Raw genomic sequence first — 17,807 nt, 5'->3', positions numbered from 1 at the left:
TTCAATAATTGTTTGAAAATCCTATTGACATGAGGGGGATTTTTATGTACAGATGGACAAGATAAGGCTTTTGAATGAAATAAGTAGATGGAGAAATTTCAAAAAAAAAAACTCGGTGCCTTTACCGAGTCTTTTACTGATTTATTTGCCGTTCTTTTCGTCTTTGTCTTCTAAAAGATCATTTGTTAACCCTTGTGTAGAACGCTTAAATTCTCTAAGTGTATCACCAAATGCTCTTCCGATTTCAGGTAATTTTTTTGGTCCAAATATAATTAATGCTAAAATTAAAATTAAAATTAAACCTGGAAAGCCTATGTTAGCCATTATTTTCCCCCAACTTCCATCCACTATTAATAAGTAAGTACCAAACTTTCCTTATATAGTAATATTGTCAAAAATTTGTTCATTCGTCAAATAATTTCAAGGAATTTTAATAAATTTTAATAACTTATATAGCTTTAGTTTACATAATAATATTATCGATTAATTAAAACTAAATTAATTTTTCTTTAAACTGTAAATACTCTTCTTTATTACTAGGTACTACTAAAGCACCACTTCGAATTTTATCCTTATATTCATTAACTTTAACTAAAATTGGTTCCTCAACATTATTATCCGCTAGTATTAATTTTATACCATCTTCATTTAAACCATAAATTAATGTTTTACCACCATGAAATTCATTCGATTTTGTCTGTTTAGCCAAATCATATACTGCCTGATCAATCTTTTTCACAAGTGAGATAAGAGTTACGTTTTCAGGTAAACCGTGTTTATACTCATTCCGGTCAGCTCCTATTACCCATACTTCCCCTTGATTTGATCTCCTAATTTTTTTTGCAGTAGTAAATACGCCTTTACTTGTTAAACCCGCTACAGGAAAAATGATATCAACGTCTTTCATAAAAAAGTCATTTGCTATTCTTGAGCCTATTTTAGGGTCATTAAAAGTATTTGAATACGCAGTTAGAACTTCAATGTCTTTATTTACTGATTTTACTCCAGAGATAAATCCATACTTATATCTGTTAATAATTTCATTGTCGTCTCCGCCGATAAATCCGATTTTTTTTGTTTTTGTTTTCATTGCTGCTATTACACCTGCTAAAAAACTTCCATCTTGTTCAGTAAAATTAATACTAATTACATTTGGTTGGTCAACTCTCGAATCAATCACACCAAATTTAGTACTTTTATTGTTTTCTGCAACTTTATTCAATACAGAAGATAAATTATTACCTATTCCGATAATCAAATCATAATTTGCATCAGCCATTTTAGTAATTTTCTTTTCAAAACTTTTATTACTATTTGTTGCAATGTATTTATAATTCTTATCTTTTTTTAAATTTTCCTCTTTTGCAAATTTAGTAATACCTTTCATAGCAATTGAATTTAAATAACTATTATTTTTACCATTTGAATTTGAAACAATCCCAATTTTGAAAGTATTACTAGACTCTTGATTATTACTGCAAGCCGAAATGACGACTGCAATTATCGAAATTAAGATTAATGCAGTCTTTTTTTTATACAAAATCATTCACCTCATTCGAATACAATTATTTCTAGTATGAATTTTCGATTATTGTTTTATTCGTTGAAAAGAAGAGGGATTAGCAAAATGAGGTTTTTGGATCTTAAATTTTTAATGCAGGAAGTATATACCTCCTGCTTTAATGTTGCTGAAAACATACTTATTATTTTCATTAATAATGTTCGTTTTCCCTATTGATTGTTTAATATTTCTCTATTAAAACTTTATTCATTCAAATGTACCTTTTACTAATACTTCTTTATCTTGCATCATTATTTTTCCTTTTGAAATAACTACTTCAATTTCTAGTGTTGTTTTATTTAGGAAGACTAAATCTGCATCGTATCCATTTTTGATTTGTCCTTTTTGTAATTTTAATATATTGGCTGGGTTTTTAGTGATTACGCTAATTGCATCTTCAATCTTGATGCCTTCATTTAAAATTGCGTCTTTCACTTCGTCATATAAGCTGCTTACTCTTCCAACCTTCATGCCTCGGAGTATTCCGTTTTCATCAAAATCAGGTAGACTACCTTGTCCATCAGATGTAAATGTGATTTGTTCAATGCTAACACCTGAATTCAACATTCTTTTCAATCCTACGCTACATTTCACTTCACCATTATTCAAAAAGTGTGGGATAGAGCTAGTTGTAAAGTCAACAAACCCTCCTTTTTTAGCGAAGTTAATACCTGCTTCAAATAAATAGCTATTGCGGTTAATATGTGTTGGGTAAAATTGAGTAATAGGTAATTCGGTTTCTTCAACAATCTCCTCGATCATTGATAACATTTTTTTACTATCTCCAATATGTACATTTACAACGCCGGACTTTCCTGAAAGCAAGCCTCCATTTCGAGATTGTGAAGCTATTCTTGCAAATTCTGCCTTTGTCGGTTGAGATGATCGATGGTCCGAAATTGCTATTTCTCCTACACCGATTATCTTATCAATTAAGATGATGTCTTCCTCAATTTTAGAAAATAACGTTTTGACAGGTGTTTGGTACGAGCCCGTATAGACATATGAAGTAATTCCCTCTTCTTCTAATGCTCTACATTTTGCTAGTAGACTGGTCATAGTTCTTGTTGTTCCATCTGTACCAATTACTCCTACTACGGTTGTGATTCCTCCTTTAATACAATCAGACAACAATAATTCTGGTGTTCTTGTTTTAAAGCCACCTTCACCTCCGCCACCAATAAGATGAACATGAGCATCAATGAAGCCAGGCACAATATAGTAGGCAGATGCATCCAATATTTGTATAGGTACCGAAGATGAGGTAATGTCTATGTCTTCATGAACAAACTCAATTTTTTCATTTGATATTAAAATATCGTTTTTACCTATTGACTTTGGGGTAAAGATTTCACCATTTTTTATGAGTAGCATATATACCTCCATTTAGATTATTTTGATTAAATTCAGATTACCATATCTGTCTGATTTATGAATCATACTTGATGTTTATCTGTTTAAAATGATCTATCAAAATATACATAAAGCTATTAAATATTGAAAACATTAAATCTCTAGATTTGTTCATAATACTCTCATGGATGAAAATGATTCATTTAAAATAGGAGGCATTTTTATGAGTAGAGCAATGAAAGAAGAATTAGCAAATGCTATTACTCATGGGATTGGTGCAATACTGAGCATCCCAGCACTGTATTATTTAATTAGTAAGGCTTTGCATAAAGGGACACCTTGGCATTTAATTTCTTTTACAGTCTTTGGTTTGTCTATGTTACTACTTTATATTTGCTCAACATTACTTCATAGCGTTAGAGACCCAAAGTTAATTAGGCTATTTACAATTTTAGATCACTCGGCAATTTATTTATTAATCGCTGGAACTTATACTCCATTTTTACTCATAACTTTAAGGGGAAAGATTGGCTGGTCCTTATTTACAATTATTTGGGGCTTGGCGGTTTCAGGTGTAATCTTTAAATTTATATATGTTAATAAGTTTGAATTATTTTCAACTATTGTATATTTAATTATGGGTTGGTTAATGATGTTTGCAATTAAACCTATTTATGTAGGACTATCTGGAATAGGATTTTTCTACCTATTATTAGGAGGGCTATTTTATTCGATTGGAACAATTTTTTTTCTAGTCAAACGCTGGCCATATAGTCATGCAATTTGGCATTTATTTGTATTATTAGGTAGTGCATCTATGTATTTTTGTATATTTAAATTTGTTGTTTAAAAAAGCGCTTCATTTTAAATGAGCGCTTTTAGTTTTATTTTTCAATAATCTCTTTAATATAGTTAGTTAATTCTTTCGGATCAGTTATTCCAATTTGTTCAGGATAAACTGGTGGAAATACTTTTAGTGTAACATTTGCTGGTTTAATTCGATTACCATTAGCCTCTAAAATATTATAGGTACCTTCAATTCTTACAGGAATAACTGGAACTCCGGATTTCGTTGCTAAATGAAAGCTACCGGATTTAAATTCACCCATTTCACTACGTTTACTTCTAGTACCTTCTGGAAAGATAACTAATGAATGACCATTTTTAAGTTTATCAATGCCTTCTTTTATAGCATTAAGTGATTGTCTTCGATCACTTCTGTCCATAAATACACTATGCATTTGTTCCATCCAGTCTGGTACAATCGGTAGTTTTTTTAATTCGGCTTTTGCAATGAATCCAATAGGCTTATTTAAATATCCTAATAATAGTGGTATATCAAAATTACTTTGATGATTACTTACAATTAGGACTCCTTCGTCTCTAGGAATATTTTCGATTCCTTCAACCTTTACTTTACTACCAGTACAACCAATCATCATTTTCCCGAAATAATCAGGAAATTGGTGCATAATACGGTCTTGCTCATGTACAGGTAAATCTTTTGGTATTTTTTTAACTGATGATAATTTTAGCTTTGCTTCAATTACACCAACTACAATGCGTGTTGCAGCAAATATTGTGCGAAACATATTAATCCTCCGATAATTGAGTATGTTAATTATTATACAAAATGCCCAACCACTTGAAAAGTATTATCCATCCTGATTAATTAATAAAACAAGTATCAAAAAAAAGAATCGGCTTATATTTGCCGATTCCTTTATATAGTGAATCTTTAGTTCGAAATTTTTTCGCCACTGAATTCTGCAGCAAGAACTTTAGCTTTTTCAATTGCATTAGCTTTAATTTCTTGTGCTTTATCTGGCATTGCAGCCATACCTTCTACGAATAAAGTAGTTACATCAGTAACACCTACAAAGTTTAAGATACTTGTTAAGTATGGGCTAGAGAAGTTAATTCCAGCTGCAGGACCTTCTGAATATACGCCACCGCTTGCTTGGATGTGTAATGCTTTTTTATTCTCAAGTAAACCAACTGGACCATTTTCAGTATATTTAAATGTTTTGCCAGCAATTGAGATATTATCAATAAAGTTTTTTACAACTGATGGGAAACTAAAGTTCCAAAATGGTGTAACAAATACATACTCATCAGCTTGAGTGAAAATTTCTAAGTTACGATTCATAGCAGCTAAAGTAGCTTGTTGATCAGCACTTAATTCTTCAAAAGCAGTACCGTTTCCTAATTTGCCCCATGCATCAAAAACATTTCCATCTAACATAGGAACATTTTCTTTAAATAAATCAAAATGAACAACTTCATTTTCAGGATTTGCTTTTTTGTATTCATTAATAAATGCTTCCCCAACAGATAGACCAAATGAATTTTCAATTGCATTTGGATTTGCAGTAATATAAAGTAATTTTTTCATCTTAAACATCTTCCTCTCAGTTTCGTTTATCTTTAATTCGAGATTTATTTTTAAAAATCAAGGGATAATCAAATCCCTTAACCTCATAATAATATCTTTAATTCAAGATGTCAATACTTTTTTTCATAAACAAAATATCTAAATTTAATTTTTGATTTTTCATCGACTTGTACATCAGAAACAGATTTTACATTCCATTCGTCCTTTGAAAAATTCGGGAAAAAAGTGTCACCTTCAAAGTTATGTTCAATTTCAGTAATATAAAGTGTATCTAAATATGGGAAAGTTAAATTAAAAATTTCAGCCCCACCAATAATAAATAAATCTTTATTTTTATTTTCTTCTACATAACTTATAACATCATTAATGACTATAACACCTTCTGCTTGAAAATCCTTTTGTCTTGTCACAACGATATTTTCTCGGTTTGGAAGTGGTCTACCTATCGAATCAAAGGTTTTTCTTCCCATAATAATTGTATATCCAGTCGTCACTTTCTTAAAATAAGCAAGCTCTTGTGGAAGATGCCAAGGCATCTTATTATTTAAGCCGATTACATTGTTTTCTGACATTGCAACTAATGCAGCAATCATACACTTACTACCCCTTTGATCGCAGGATGGCACTCATAATCTTCTAATGTAAAATCCTCATATTTAAATTCAAAAATGTTTTTAATTTCTGTATTTAACTTCATTTTTGGTAATTTATGTGGCTCTCTAGATAGTTGTAAATTTATTTGTTCAAGATGATTTGTATAGATATGTGCATCACCAAATGTATGTACAAAATCTCCTAATTCTAAATCACATACTTGAGCAATCATCATTGTTAAAAGTGCATAAGATGCGATATTAAATGGAACTCCTAAAAAAATGTCAGCTGACAATATCTTCAACCAAGTTCGTTACGCTTGGCCCGTTCTTAAACAGAACTGCTACATGTCACCATGCAGATGAGACTATATCACGACCTCACATAAGGTCCCTTGCATTTCGGGTGCCAATCACTTGCACCCTACTCCATATTTGGATAGTCGTTAGGCATTTATTATTCTTTGTATATTTTCTGGTGATTTTATTAATAATTTTATAAACTCCAGATTTATATTTCATAAAACCACCTACAAAGAATAAATTTAGCACGGGATTGTCTTTATTTAAGAGTTTCCCCGTTTAGCAAGGTTTTCGGTACAGATTACTCTGTAAAGGCGCTCAGAATTAACGCTGATAAAGCTGACAAGAAAGTTTTCCATCATTCACATAAAACTGGAAAAAGCAATGACATGGTGCTAATGCCATCTTATCAAGTTCTCCAACATTCCACGCAGAAATAATCATTCTTCGAGAATCTGGATTTGTTTTTATTTGATTAATTACTTCCGTAATTTGATCAATTGTTGAGCCGTCAGCAGCTTTCCATGATCTCCATTGTTCACCATAAACAGGGCCCAAATTACCATTTTCATCTGCCCACTCATTCCAAATACGAACACCATTTTCTTTTAAGTATTGAATATTAGTGTCGCCTTTTAAAAACCATAATAATTCATGAATGATTGATTTTAAATGAACTTTCTTTGTTGTTACTAAAGGAAAGCCATCTTGAAGATTAAATCGCATTTGATAACCGAATGTACTAATTGTTCCTGTTCCAGTACGGTCTGTCTTTGTCATGCCATTGTCTAATACATGTTTACATAAATCTAAGTATTGCTTCATATTGACCTCCTAATTATGTATAGTTAATTCTTAATGAACTTCTTCTTTCATTTCAATATAGCCAAAATGAAATTCTGATGATTTGCGAATTAATTGATTAAATCCATATTTTTTAAATCTTTCACTTCTAAAATGATCTTTCAACACGATTCTTTTTCTGGCAACGCGCTTAGCTTCATTGATTACTTCATATGTTAGGTCATCATATGATGCTAAATTTTTCAATGCTGCAATACCCGAAGAGGCTTCAATATTTTTTTCAAACATTGGATCAAAATAAACGATATCAAAAGACTTGTCTGGAAGTGTCTTCAAATAAGTTTTATAATCTATATTCTTCACTTCAATTTTGTTAATGATATTCGACCAATCTATAATGTTCTGTTTATTTGTTTTTAGACCTTTCTTAGTTAGGTAAGCAATAATTTGGTTTTTCTCTAAACCTAAAACTTTACCTTGTTCACCTACAACGTAACTTGCAACAATACTATCTGAAGCCATTCCAAGTGTACAGTCTAGTAGAGTATCACCTTTTGTTAATAAACAAGCGTCACAAAAAGGATCATGTTCACCCTTCATCAATCGTCTAATTCTAAAAACTGAGGAGTTTGGGTGAAAAAAATATGGAATTGCTTGGTCATCCTCATACCATTCTAATCTATTTTTACCTAAAACAAGTATAGGTTTTTTAAATTTATCATAGATTTCTTCAATGCTAAATTCTTTCCGGAGAATTAGCTGTCCATTTAAGTCAGAAGCAATGATCTCTGCTTCCTTTTCTAAATAAACATCTGGTCTTAAGCAAGTTGTAATAATCATATGTCTCCTTAATTAAGAAAAAAAGAGGAAAAATCCTCTTTTCAGACTGTTGACAAACGCTCGCTTTCTTCGTTGCTTCGTATCTGCGGTGCTCATTACCATAAGGGTAACTCCGCTCCTCACCAGGCTTCGCGCCTCGAAAGACAAGCGCTAGCAATCAGTCTGAAAGTCAATTTTTTGGATTTTGTCTATACACTGAAAAGAGGAAAAATCCTCTTTTTACATTTGTGCAAATATTGATTGAATTCTTGCTTTAATATCTTCAGGAGTTGAGCCTTCGATTTGTTCACGAGGAATAAATCCAACTACCTCTTTACCTTTAAGTACTGCCATTGAAGGTGAAGATGGTGGGAAGTCAGCTAAATATTCTCTTAACGTCGCAGTAGCTTCCTTATCTTGTCCAGCAAACACTGTCATAACATTTGCAGGTTTTTTCTCTGATTCAATAACCGCTTGAACTGCAGAAGGTCTAGCAAGTCCAGCAGCACAACCACAAACTGAATTGATTACAAAAAAAGCAGTATCATTTAATTCATTCATAAATGACTCGACTTCTTCCCCAGTAGTTAATTCTGTAAAACCATTTGAAGTTAATTCCTCTCTCATTGGTTTTACGATCCCTTTCATGTACTCATCATATGCATTCATTAGTTTGTTTCTCCTTTTTCATTTTCTATTTTATTACGCTCAGTCATTTGTTTCCAAACTGAACCAAGTGCTTCCTCACCATTCTCAATTCGATGCAAAGCAAGTTGAACTTGTAATTTCACTTCGAATTCTGGGTCTTCTAATGCAGCTTTTAAGGCTGGAATTGCACTTTCATCACCTAGTTCAAAAAGAAACATTGCTGCACGCCATCTAACTAATTTACTAGGATCTTTTAATGCTTCAATCATAGCTGGCATGGCTTCTTCAAATCCTAAGTCTGATAGACAATCTCCAGCAATTCGTCTAACACCGACTGCCTTATCCTTTAAAGCCTCATATAAATAAGGTAACACTAATTCTGATTTTAACATACCTAAATAAGCTGTAGCTAATCTTCTTATTGAAACATGCTCATCTTTTAAAGCAATTTCTAGTAAAGGTAAATCTTCAAGGGTAGGATCGATTTTTACAAATCTCGCATACCTTTTTTTCCAGTCTTTTTCTTCAAAAATATCTGCTGTAAATGGTTCAAATTTAGGAACTTCTTTTTTCTCAGTATTGGATACATCATTCGTCATCACTTCGTTGACGATATTTTTTATGTCAGTTTCTGTGTGAGTAGCCGTTAATTCATCAATAATTTCTTTCTCGATTGTTGCTAATTCACCATAACGAATTCCATAATCAATCCACTGTCTTTCAAATACTACATTCGATGCAGATGTTGTTAGTTTCATAATTGCTTCTTTATAGAACGGAGGTAAAGCTGCTCTTTGTTCTTCACCATTTACAATTAATTTCAACTGCATTGGAATATTGTGATACATTTGAACAAATACTTGTACTTCTCCAAAATGATTATCAATGATCGTTTCATTGGTAGCTTCATCATTTACTTCTTCGCCAAATACATTTCTTACTTGAAGCAAAATAGTTTGCCAATTTGCGTTTGACTTACGATCAATGGCGATAAAATCAGCTACATGATAGACACTTTTGATTCCTTCTATTCCTAATATTTCTTGAATTATTAGCGGTGCCTTGTCAATATTATCAATAGAATAATGATTTCTACTTCCTGATGGCAATTCCTCATCTAATAAAACTTTCATTGTATTAGGACTTGGTGTTGGTTCGATTGACTTAATTTTCATCTTAATCTCCTCTTCTTGTTATTTAGTCCATTCTATCAAAAAGAGGAAAAACTCACTATTGTAACGCCTTAACGAATTCTTCAAATTCATTTGTACTAGATTCGACTGCGTTATGAGTTAATTCTTCAGATCGACGAGTAAAAAGGTGAAATTTCTCAACTATTATTTCCGTCACATAAATAGGTTTTTCAGATTCTTTTACATAGCTTGAAGTTTTAATAACTCCTTCAATCGAAACTTCCATCCCTTTTTTTGCTTTTTTAGTAGCATATTCAGCAATGGGACCCCATAATTTTACTGAAACATAGTTCGTTCTCGTTTTTTTCAGATAATCTGAATAAACATTCGTAGCAATATTAATAAAAGTTGTTTTCCTTCCATTCGGTGTAGTTTGTAAAAAGGGCTCTTTCGTTAATCTTCCTACTAATACAACATTGTTTATCATTATTACCATCTCCTTTATTTTTTTCTACAATACAAAATTATTGTAAGTTCGTAAAAAAAGGAAAATAGTATTTTAAATAAACTTTTATCTTTAAAAATTCATTATGAGGTAAAAAAACTTGAGTAGTAATATGGTGTCATAATCCAAAACTCAAAATTAATACTCTACTTTAAACTTTCTACTAAATCACTTAAAACTGACCAACGCTCCATTTTCTGTTCTAGTTGAGCTTCTTTTTCCTCAATTTCTTTAGAAAGTTTATAAGCTTCATCAAAATTAGAGCCTACACCTTGTAACTTTTCATTTAGTTGCTCAATCTCATTTTCCAGTTTTTCGATATCAGACTCAATATGATCCCATTCTTTTTGTTCTTGATAAGTTAATCGCTTTTTCTTTTGTTCTTTTTGATAAACGGGTTTTTCAATTGTCTCTTTTACAGCTTCAACTTCACGTTTTTCGTTCGATTGTCGTTCTAAATAATCCGTATAGCTTTCTAATGTAGATGAAACTTTTCCTTCACCTTCAAAAATTAATAATTTATTTGTAACTTTATCTAAGAAATAGCGATCATGTGATACGGTAACTACTACTCCACTAAAATTCTCTATATAGTCTTCTAAAACCGTTAAAGTATCAATATCTAAATCGTTTGTTGGCTCATCAAGTAATAATAAATTTGGAGCAGTCATTAAGAGTCTTAATAAATATAGTCTTCTTTTTTCGCCACCTGAAAGTTTTCCCAATTGTACTCCGTGCGATTGAGTAGGAAATAAGAATGTTTCTAGCATTTGTGAAGCTGAAATTGTTTTTCCATCTGGTGTATGAATGACTTCTGCTTCTTCCTTAATATAATCAATCATTCTCATAGTTGGATTCACATTTTCTTGTATTTGAGTATAGTATGCTACTTTTACTGTTTGCCCAATTTCAATTTCACCAGAATCAACTTGTTCTTCTCCAACAAGCATTTTCAATAAAGTTGTCTTACCCGCACCATTTTCACCAATTATTCCAATTCGATCAGTTTGAAGTAAAAGTATGTTGAAATTATCTAATATCGTTTTCTCGTTAAAAGACTTATTAACATCTTTAAACTCAACAACTTTTTTACCTAGACGAGTTTGTTGAAAGTTCATCTCTAAATCCGCTTTTTCTTGATTGTTGAGTTTACCCGAAAGGTCATCAAAACGTTGAATTCGAGCTTTTTGCTTAGTCGTTCTAGCTTTTGCTCCTCTACGCATCCAAGCTAATTCTCTTCTAAATAAATTGTTTCTTTTTTCATTAGTAGCTGCCTCTTGCTCTTCCCTGGCAGCTCTTTGTTCAATATAATACTGATAATTTCCTTCATAACGATAGATATTGCTATTTGATAGTTCTAATAATGCTGTAGTAACTTCATCTAGAAAATAACGATCATGAGTGACAAATAATACTGCATTTTGCAGTCTTTTTACGTATTCTTGTAAAAAGACGATACATTCATAGTCTAAATGGTTCGTAGGCTCATCTAAAATTAATAAATCACATGGATGTATTAATGCTTTTGCTAAGGCTACTCTTTTCTTCTGACCACCTGAAAGTAATGAAACATCTAAATTTAAATTTGATAAACCTAATTTTGATAAAATTGTCTTTGCATTTGCTTCTAAATCCCAACCATTTAATGTATCCATATCCGCTTGTAATTTTAATAGTTCATTTTGTAATCCTTGATTAGCTGGATCTTCTCCAAGTGCTTGTAATGTTTTTTCATATGATTTTACTAAAACCATTACTTTATCATCACTCTCAAATACTGCTTCAAGAATCGTTTGTTTTTTATCAAAGTCTTCATGTTGAGGCAAATAACTTATTACATAATCCTTTGGAGTCGTAATTTTTCCATCATCAGCTGACTCGACACCTGCAATAATTTTTAATAAACTCGATTTACCAGTTCCATTTATACCTAATAAACCAATTTTCTGCCCTTCACTTACGGTAAATGAAATTTTATCGAATAAAGTTTTTTCCCCATAAGTTTTAATTAAATTCTCTACACTTAAAATCTTCATATTTTAAAATTCCACTCTTTCATAAATTCATCGATGAATTTTTCTACAAATAGATGTCTTTCTTTTGCCAATTCTAATGCTGTGTTTGTATTCATTAAGTCTTTAAGTTTTAATATTTTTTCATAGAAGTGATGTAACGATGAACTTTTGTCACTTCTATATTCTTCCATCGTCATGTTTTCTCTTATTTTAAACTCCGGGTTAAACATACTACGACCTTTTTTACCACCGTACGCAAATGTTCTAGCAACACCAATTGCTCCAATTGCATCCAAGCGATCAGCATCTTGTACAATTTTACCTTCTAAAGTGGTTGGAATAACCCCATTGCCTCCTTTATAGGAGATATTTTCAATTATGTACATGATTGCTTTTACGTCTTCATTATTATTTAATAATTCATTTAGAATTGATTCTAATTGTATTTTTTGAGCCTCAAAATCATCATGTAATTTATCATCTATTACATCGTGAACTAATGCAGCACATTCGACGATGAATTGATTTGCACTCTCTTTTTGAGCAATATGTACTGCTAAGTTTCTAACCCGGTCAATATGATACCAGTCATGTCCAGAACTATCACCTTGATGAAGATTTCGAACATAATTTTCTAATTGTAATATGATTTCCTGCTGATTCATACTCGTACCTCCATAAATCGACTAGTGATATTATATCATTTTTCTATCACCGTAAAACATTAATAGGGTAAGTGGGAATTAAATTTACGAAAAAACCTTCACTTGGGGTGAAGGTTTTAGTTTGTTGAAATATAAAATGGTCAATAGGGAAAACGGACATTAAATAAACTTAATAATGATGAAATTATCATTTTTCTGGATGTTCTTTTAATGGTTTTAAATGTTAATATGTTCGAGCAATTTTATGATTCCAATAAAACTAGACATGTTTTTTTCAGAAGTTAAAAATTATGAGCCTTAGAAAAACAAATTCATTTGATTAATTTAGTTTAATGTTCGATATTAATAGAACTACAAACTGATTAATAAAAACTGCTAGATTACTCAAAGTAAAGGCTATTTGATTAGGATTTATTGCATACTTTTTTTGATGAATAAGTTGATTGTAATGGAGGGGTGCTCGACTCCTATGGGATTAGCGGGAAGGCTAAAGACCCCCCAGGCTTGCCGAGGAGGCTAAAGAATCTCGCTCCATGGAAAGCGAGCATCCTGTAATGGAAATCAACATCATTCTACTCATTTTACGAAAATTTGGTAATTTAATTGATAAGGTTGTTTTTCAACAGCGTGAAACCTTCACTTGGGGTGAAGGTTTCAGTTTGTTGAAATTCTATCAATTATAATTTTATATTAAATTAAAAATCTAATTATATTGAGTAGTATATTTGTTCTTAAATCCATTAGGGTTTGTTTTATGCCATTTCCAAGCATCCTTAATAATCAAATCGATGTCTTCATTCATTACTTTCCATCCTAAAACTTTTTTGGCTTTCTCTGAAGAAGCAATTAAAACACTTGGATCTCCTTCTCTTCTAGAACCGAATTTATATGGTATTGGATGCTTAGTTATTCGACGAACTGCTTCAACGATTTGTAAAACTGAATACCCCTTATTATTTCCAAGATTAAAAATATCACTTTCTCCACCATTAAAAAGGTAATTAAGTGCTAGTAAATGAGCATTCACTAAATCTTCAACATGAATATAGTCTCTAATACAAGTCCCGTCTGGGGTATCATAATCATCCCCAAAAATAGTAATCTCTTTTCTTTGATTTAAAGCAACTTGTAAAATTAATGGAATTAAATGCGTCTCAGGAGAATGATCTTCTCCAATTTCAGCTGAACTTTTTGCCCCAGCTACATTAAAGTATCTTAGCGAAACATAATTTAAACCATATGCTAAACTACTCCATTTCATCATCTTTTCCATCATTAATTTTGTTTCACCATATGTGTTCGTTGGATCTGTATTGAAATCTTCTGAGATCGGTACGATTTTAGGTTCACCATATACAGCAGCAGAAGATGAAAATACGATATATTTAACATTAAACTCATTCATTACTTCTAATAAAACATGTGTGCCAAATACATTATTGCTAAAATACTCCAACGGTTTTTCCATTGATTCTCCAACTAGACTATTTGCTGCAAAATGTAATACACCATCTATCTTTTCATTTCGAAAAACTGACTTTAAAAATTCTTTATCACGAATATCCCCATGATAAAAAATGGCGTCTGAATGTATCGCTCCTATATTTCCCGTCTGCAAATTATCAACAATTATCACATTTAAGCCATTTTCAATCAGCATGTATACTGCGTGTGATCCTATATAACCAGCTCCGCCAAGTACTAAAATATTCATATTGATCACATTCTTTCGTTTTCAAGTTGTTTTTTAGTCATATTTTTATTTTTAAAAACAAGTAATTTTTGACCAAAATAATTTAAAACCGTATATAACCCAGAACTTATTAAAACAGCTAAGTCATTTTTAAAATTTAGAGATATAAAATCCTGTAAATTTAAAATGTAATCAATTATTTTAGCTCCAAGATTAAATGCTATAAAATAACAGGTTAAAATGACTATGATAAACATTGGGATACTTTTTTTTACGGAGCCTTCACTTTTAAACGTAAAATTCCGATTTAAAATGTAACTAATACATGCTCCTAAAGAATTTCCAATAAATGTTGAAATCCAATAAGATAAACCAAATAAATGAAGTAGTAAATAAATGAATGATAATCCTACAATTGTATTTGCAATTCCTACTACAATAAAACGGAAAAATGTCTTATTCATCTTTGCCCCTTATTTACGAGTTCAGATTCGATCATTGTATATAAATCTGTTTCAATAGCATATCTTGGTCGATTTTTAACTTCGTGATAAATCTTTCCAATATACTCACCGATCATTCCAATACCCAATAATTGAACTCCACCAACAAACCAAATTGATACCATTAATGATGGCCATCCACTAACCGTATTCCCTAATATATGTTGAACGATTGCATAGCCACCTGCTATTAAACTAAATAAGATGGATAAAAACCCCAGCAGCGAGACAAATCTAATCGGAGCTATACTAAATGAAGTGATCCCGTCAAACGCAAAGGATAGCATCTTTTTTAATGGATATTTTGATTCACCCGCAAACCTTTCTTTTCGATCGTAATAAACATTAGTTGAAGGAAAACCTACAAGAGGTACTAGTCCTCTTAAGAATAAATTTGTTTCTTTATATTTGAATAATTCATCTAATGCCCTCTTGCTCATTAATCGGAAATCAGCATGATTAGGAACTAGATTAATCCCTATTTTCCCCATGAATCGATAAAACCCAAGTGCTGTTGAACGCTTAAAGAAAGTATCTGTTTCTCTACTGTCTCGTACGCCATAAACAATATCAAATCCCTCTAAATACTTTTCTACAAATTTACGTATTACATTAATATCATCTTGTAAATCCGCATCAATTGAAACTACACAATCGGAATGCTTGTTTGCAATTTCAAGCCCAGCTATGAGTGCGTTTTGATGCCCTACATTTTTTGCAAGCTTTAATCCTCTAACATATTCATTTTCATTACTTTCATTTTCTATTAGTTCCCATGTTCGATCTTTACTTCCATCATCAACAAACAGGATTTTACTATAATCAGAGATAAGAGAATCATCTATTAATTCTTCAATTAAGTAAGTAAGTTGTCTTGTTGTTTCCTCAAAAACTTCCTGCTCATTGTAACAAGGGACAACTATCGTCAATAAAGGTGTTTTCATTTATCATCACATCCATTTCAGTCGTTATTTACCTCGTAAAGATATATACGCCATGCAGAATTTTTATTATTAAATACTTTCTTCAATAAAAGTCCATTACTACTAGCATTTTCAATTGGGACAGCCGCAAAAATATATTCCCCACCCAACTTTTTAAATTCGTTAATATTTAGTTGTAAATGATGGATTTTAACGTTTGAGTCTTTTTTAAATTCATAATTTTTACCTAGTTCAGCTACAAATAGATAGCATCTTCCCCCCCAATGATCGAAGTAATTTTCAAGTAAGGGGCTTTTTTTAAGTTCAGGTGCAATTATTTTTCTAAATTGGTGCTTATACTTTAACGAATAAAAATTATTATAAGTATCGAGCGTGTAAAAACCGTTATATTGAGCAATTGCAGGGTGAATGCCTATACTTGCAACCCGATAGCTATTTTTAGGTTTTCCAATATATTTTGAGATTTCATTAAATTGATTTACAGCATAAAATTGTTTAAATGATGGTTTCCCCGCTACACGATATACAATTTCATCATTCGCACAAAACATGACAAATACTTGAACGACTAAACAAATTTTCACAAACTTTTGCCAGCCTTTTCCCTTTAACCAAAGAAGATAGGCTCCGACAGCAAACATTAAATAGATTATTAAAGGTCTTAAAAAATGAAATCTAGCAAAATTAAACGTATTTAACAGTTGAAATTGTTCTTTTACTGGCTTCCATCCTTTATAAAACCAAAAGGCGTACCAAACGGATAATAAAAAATTAAGAATAAATAAGTATAGAAATCTTTTTTCAATACTATCTCTTTTTTTATTTCTTAAAGTCCAGAATACAATAAAAGATAATGGTACAATGACTAGCGTGTGAAGTGTTAAAACATGGGTATGTCCTAAAAAATAATTCTTAAACACTAATCGTATCGTATGCCAAAAGCCCAATGTAGAGCTTAAAAATTCATTTCTACTTGTTGGTTCAGATGGAATGACGAGTGAGAATACAAGGCGATATTCAATTGCTAAATACATTAAAGTCATTAATAAAATACTTAAAAAGAATACTGGATTGATTTTCTTTTTTACAAATACATCTCTTAACCAAAGCAATCCCATAAATACTAAAAAGAAAAAGAATCCTAATACAAAACTAGAATAAAAGGGTAATAATATAAGAGTCATCCAGTCTTTCCAGGAATATTTTCCAGTTCTTATATTTAGAAACGCCCATAGAGCTAGTGGCATCCCTAATGTACTTAGCATTCCAGATGGCCAAAATGGTGTTAGCGCAAATGCAAGTGAGACCCATACTCTAATTAGGTAATTTTCTTTTGATGTTATAAAATGCTTTTTTAACAGGAGATACATCCCAAGAAACGCAAAAATTCTGGTAATTGTCTGACCTATTGAATAAGCTAGCATTGGCGGAAAGAGATTATTTAGCCACTGTATACCACTAAATTCCGTTCCATAAGCATTTCTTGGTAATCCATCAATGATCTGCGGGATTGTAGAATTTAATTTACCAAATAATTGCCCTGAGTTTTTAAGTGTTTTATACCATGCAATATTTGAATCTAAATTATCATGTACTCTTATATGAGCATTTTCTCCTAGTATGAAAAGTGGAGAAACATAAATGATCATTAAGATTGTTGCAATTATTAAATGTTTATTTTCCTGGCTTAATTTTTTAAATAATTTCATATTTATTACACCACTTTGTATATATTTAGTTTTTGGATTACTGATTAAAATCCCCCTCCTTAGTTCGATCCTTCCAACCTTTTTCTCAGTTCTATTGATTAAATGTTAAAGATTTCGTTTAATAGACGCGTAATTAGATGCTCAATTAATATTAAAATTCTTTT

The 17,807-nt window shown here is 31.3% G+C and carries 17 protein-coding genes and 2 pseudogenes; 1 reads left to right on the top strand and 18 read right to left on the bottom strand.

Going from position 1 to position 17,807, the window contains the following annotated elements; genetic code table 11:
* Positions 1-141 precede the first annotated feature (141 nt).
* The 3 genes from BM319_RS01620 to iadA all read right to left on the bottom strand — a co-directional run bounded on the left by BM319_RS01620 (position 142) and on the right by iadA (position 2,935).
* The gene (locus tag BM319_RS01620) at positions 142-327 is read right to left on the bottom strand and encodes a twin-arginine translocase TatA/TatE family subunit (protein ID WP_025672166.1); all 186 of its coding nucleotides are present in this window, start codon (positions 325-327) and stop codon (positions 142-144) included.
* A 166-nt stretch (positions 328-493) separates the two neighbouring features.
* Positions 494-1,540, bottom strand: coding sequence for a BMP family lipoprotein (locus BM319_RS01615; RefSeq protein ID WP_175495532.1), 1,047 nt, complete (start codon positions 1,538-1,540; stop codon positions 494-496).
* A 228-nt stretch (positions 1,541-1,768) separates the two neighbouring features.
* Positions 1,769-2,935, bottom strand: coding sequence for a beta-aspartyl-peptidase (gene iadA / locus BM319_RS01610; RefSeq protein ID WP_091021112.1), 1,167 nt, complete (start codon positions 2,933-2,935; stop codon positions 1,769-1,771).
* A gap of 202 nt (positions 2,936-3,137) precedes the next feature.
* On the opposite strand from iadA, the gene trhA reads away from it, so the two are divergent.
* Positions 3,138-3,764: a PAQR family membrane homeostasis protein TrhA gene (gene trhA, locus BM319_RS01605; RefSeq protein WP_069031999.1), complete on the top strand. Its 627-nt coding sequence runs from the start codon at positions 3,138-3,140 to the stop codon at positions 3,762-3,764.
* Between the two features lie 34 nt (positions 3,765-3,798).
* Here trhA and BM319_RS01600 read toward each other — a convergent pair whose 3' ends face one another.
* The 15 genes and pseudogenes from BM319_RS01600 to BM319_RS01530 form a co-directional block, all read right to left on the bottom strand.
* Entirely contained in the window at positions 3,799-4,506 is a 708-nt protein-coding gene (locus BM319_RS01600) for a lysophospholipid acyltransferase family protein (RefSeq protein ID WP_069031998.1), read from the bottom strand.
* Between the two features lie 146 nt (positions 4,507-4,652).
* Positions 4,653-5,309 carry an FMN-dependent NADH-azoreductase gene (locus tag BM319_RS01595; protein WP_069031997.1) on the bottom strand — a complete coding sequence of 219 codons (657 nt, stop codon included), beginning with the start codon at positions 5,307-5,309 and terminating at the stop codon, positions 4,653-4,655.
* Between the two features lie 110 nt (positions 5,310-5,419).
* Entirely contained in the window at positions 5,420-5,902 is a 483-nt protein-coding gene (locus BM319_RS01590) for a dihydrofolate reductase (protein WP_069031996.1), read from the bottom strand.
* Positions 5,899-6,195, bottom strand: a pseudogene (gene thyA, locus BM319_RS01585) (thymidylate synthase); the annotation flags it as partial. The gene BM319_RS01590 and the pseudogene thyA (BM319_RS01585), both read right to left, overlap by 4 nt.
* Before the next feature lie 337 nt (positions 6,196-6,532).
* A pseudogene (gene thyA / locus BM319_RS01580) lies at positions 6,533-7,030 on the bottom strand (thymidylate synthase); the annotation flags it as partial.
* Positions 7,031-7,060: 30 nt separating this feature from the next.
* The gene (locus tag BM319_RS01575) at positions 7,061-7,849 is read right to left on the bottom strand and encodes a class I SAM-dependent methyltransferase (protein WP_069031994.1); all 789 of its coding nucleotides are present in this window, start codon (positions 7,847-7,849) and stop codon (positions 7,061-7,063) included.
* 219 nt (positions 7,850-8,068) lie between these two features.
* On the bottom strand, positions 8,069-8,497 hold the full coding sequence (locus BM319_RS01570; protein ID WP_091021110.1) for a BrxA/BrxB family bacilliredoxin: 429 nt from the start codon (positions 8,495-8,497) through the stop codon (positions 8,069-8,071).
* Entirely contained in the window at positions 8,497-9,651 is a 1,155-nt protein-coding gene (locus tag BM319_RS01565) for a conserved virulence factor C family protein (protein WP_069031993.1), read from the bottom strand. The genes BM319_RS01570 and BM319_RS01565 overlap by 1 nt, the downstream gene beginning before the upstream one ends.
* Positions 9,652-9,706: 55 nt before the next feature.
* A complete protein-coding gene (locus BM319_RS01560; RefSeq protein ID WP_069031992.1) occupies positions 9,707-10,096 on the bottom strand; it encodes a single-stranded DNA-binding protein in 390 nt (129 codons plus the stop codon).
* 164 nt (positions 10,097-10,260) lie between these two features.
* On the bottom strand, positions 10,261-12,150 hold the full coding sequence (locus BM319_RS01555) for an ABC-F family ATP-binding cassette domain-containing protein (RefSeq protein WP_069031991.1): 1,890 nt from the start codon (positions 12,148-12,150) through the stop codon (positions 10,261-10,263).
* Positions 12,147-12,794 carry an HD domain-containing protein gene (locus tag BM319_RS01550; RefSeq protein WP_069031990.1) on the bottom strand — a complete coding sequence of 216 codons (648 nt, stop codon included), beginning with the start codon at positions 12,792-12,794 and terminating at the stop codon, positions 12,147-12,149. Before BM319_RS01550 ends, BM319_RS01555 begins: the two co-directional genes overlap by 4 nt.
* Before the next feature lie 703 nt (positions 12,795-13,497).
* On the bottom strand, positions 13,498-14,508 hold the full coding sequence (gene galE, locus BM319_RS01545; RefSeq protein WP_069031989.1) for a UDP-glucose 4-epimerase GalE: 1,011 nt from the start codon (positions 14,506-14,508) through the stop codon (positions 13,498-13,500).
* A gap of 5 nt (positions 14,509-14,513) precedes the next feature.
* The gene (locus BM319_RS01540) at positions 14,514-14,951 is read right to left on the bottom strand and encodes a GtrA family protein (protein WP_069031988.1); all 438 of its coding nucleotides are present in this window, start codon (positions 14,949-14,951) and stop codon (positions 14,514-14,516) included.
* Positions 14,948-15,934, bottom strand: a complete 987-nt coding sequence (locus tag BM319_RS01535) for a glycosyltransferase family 2 protein (RefSeq protein ID WP_069031987.1) — start codon at positions 15,932-15,934, stop codon at positions 14,948-14,950. The genes BM319_RS01540 and BM319_RS01535 overlap by 4 nt, the downstream gene beginning before the upstream one ends.
* A gap of 17 nt (positions 15,935-15,951) precedes the next feature.
* Complete coding sequence (locus tag BM319_RS01530; RefSeq protein WP_069031986.1) at positions 15,952-17,643, bottom strand: DUF6044 family protein; 1,692 nt, start codon at positions 17,641-17,643, stop codon at positions 15,952-15,954.
* Between the last annotated feature and the right edge of the window lie 164 nt (positions 17,644-17,807).

It is taken from the genome of Bacillus sp. UNCCL81 (assembly GCF_900112535.1).
Taxonomy (GTDB): domain Bacteria; phylum Bacillota; class Bacilli; order Bacillales; family Bacillaceae_G; genus Gottfriedia; species Gottfriedia luciferensis_B.
Note: the sequence above shows the minus strand (reverse complement) of the source record. Positions and strands in the feature narration are given on the sequence as shown.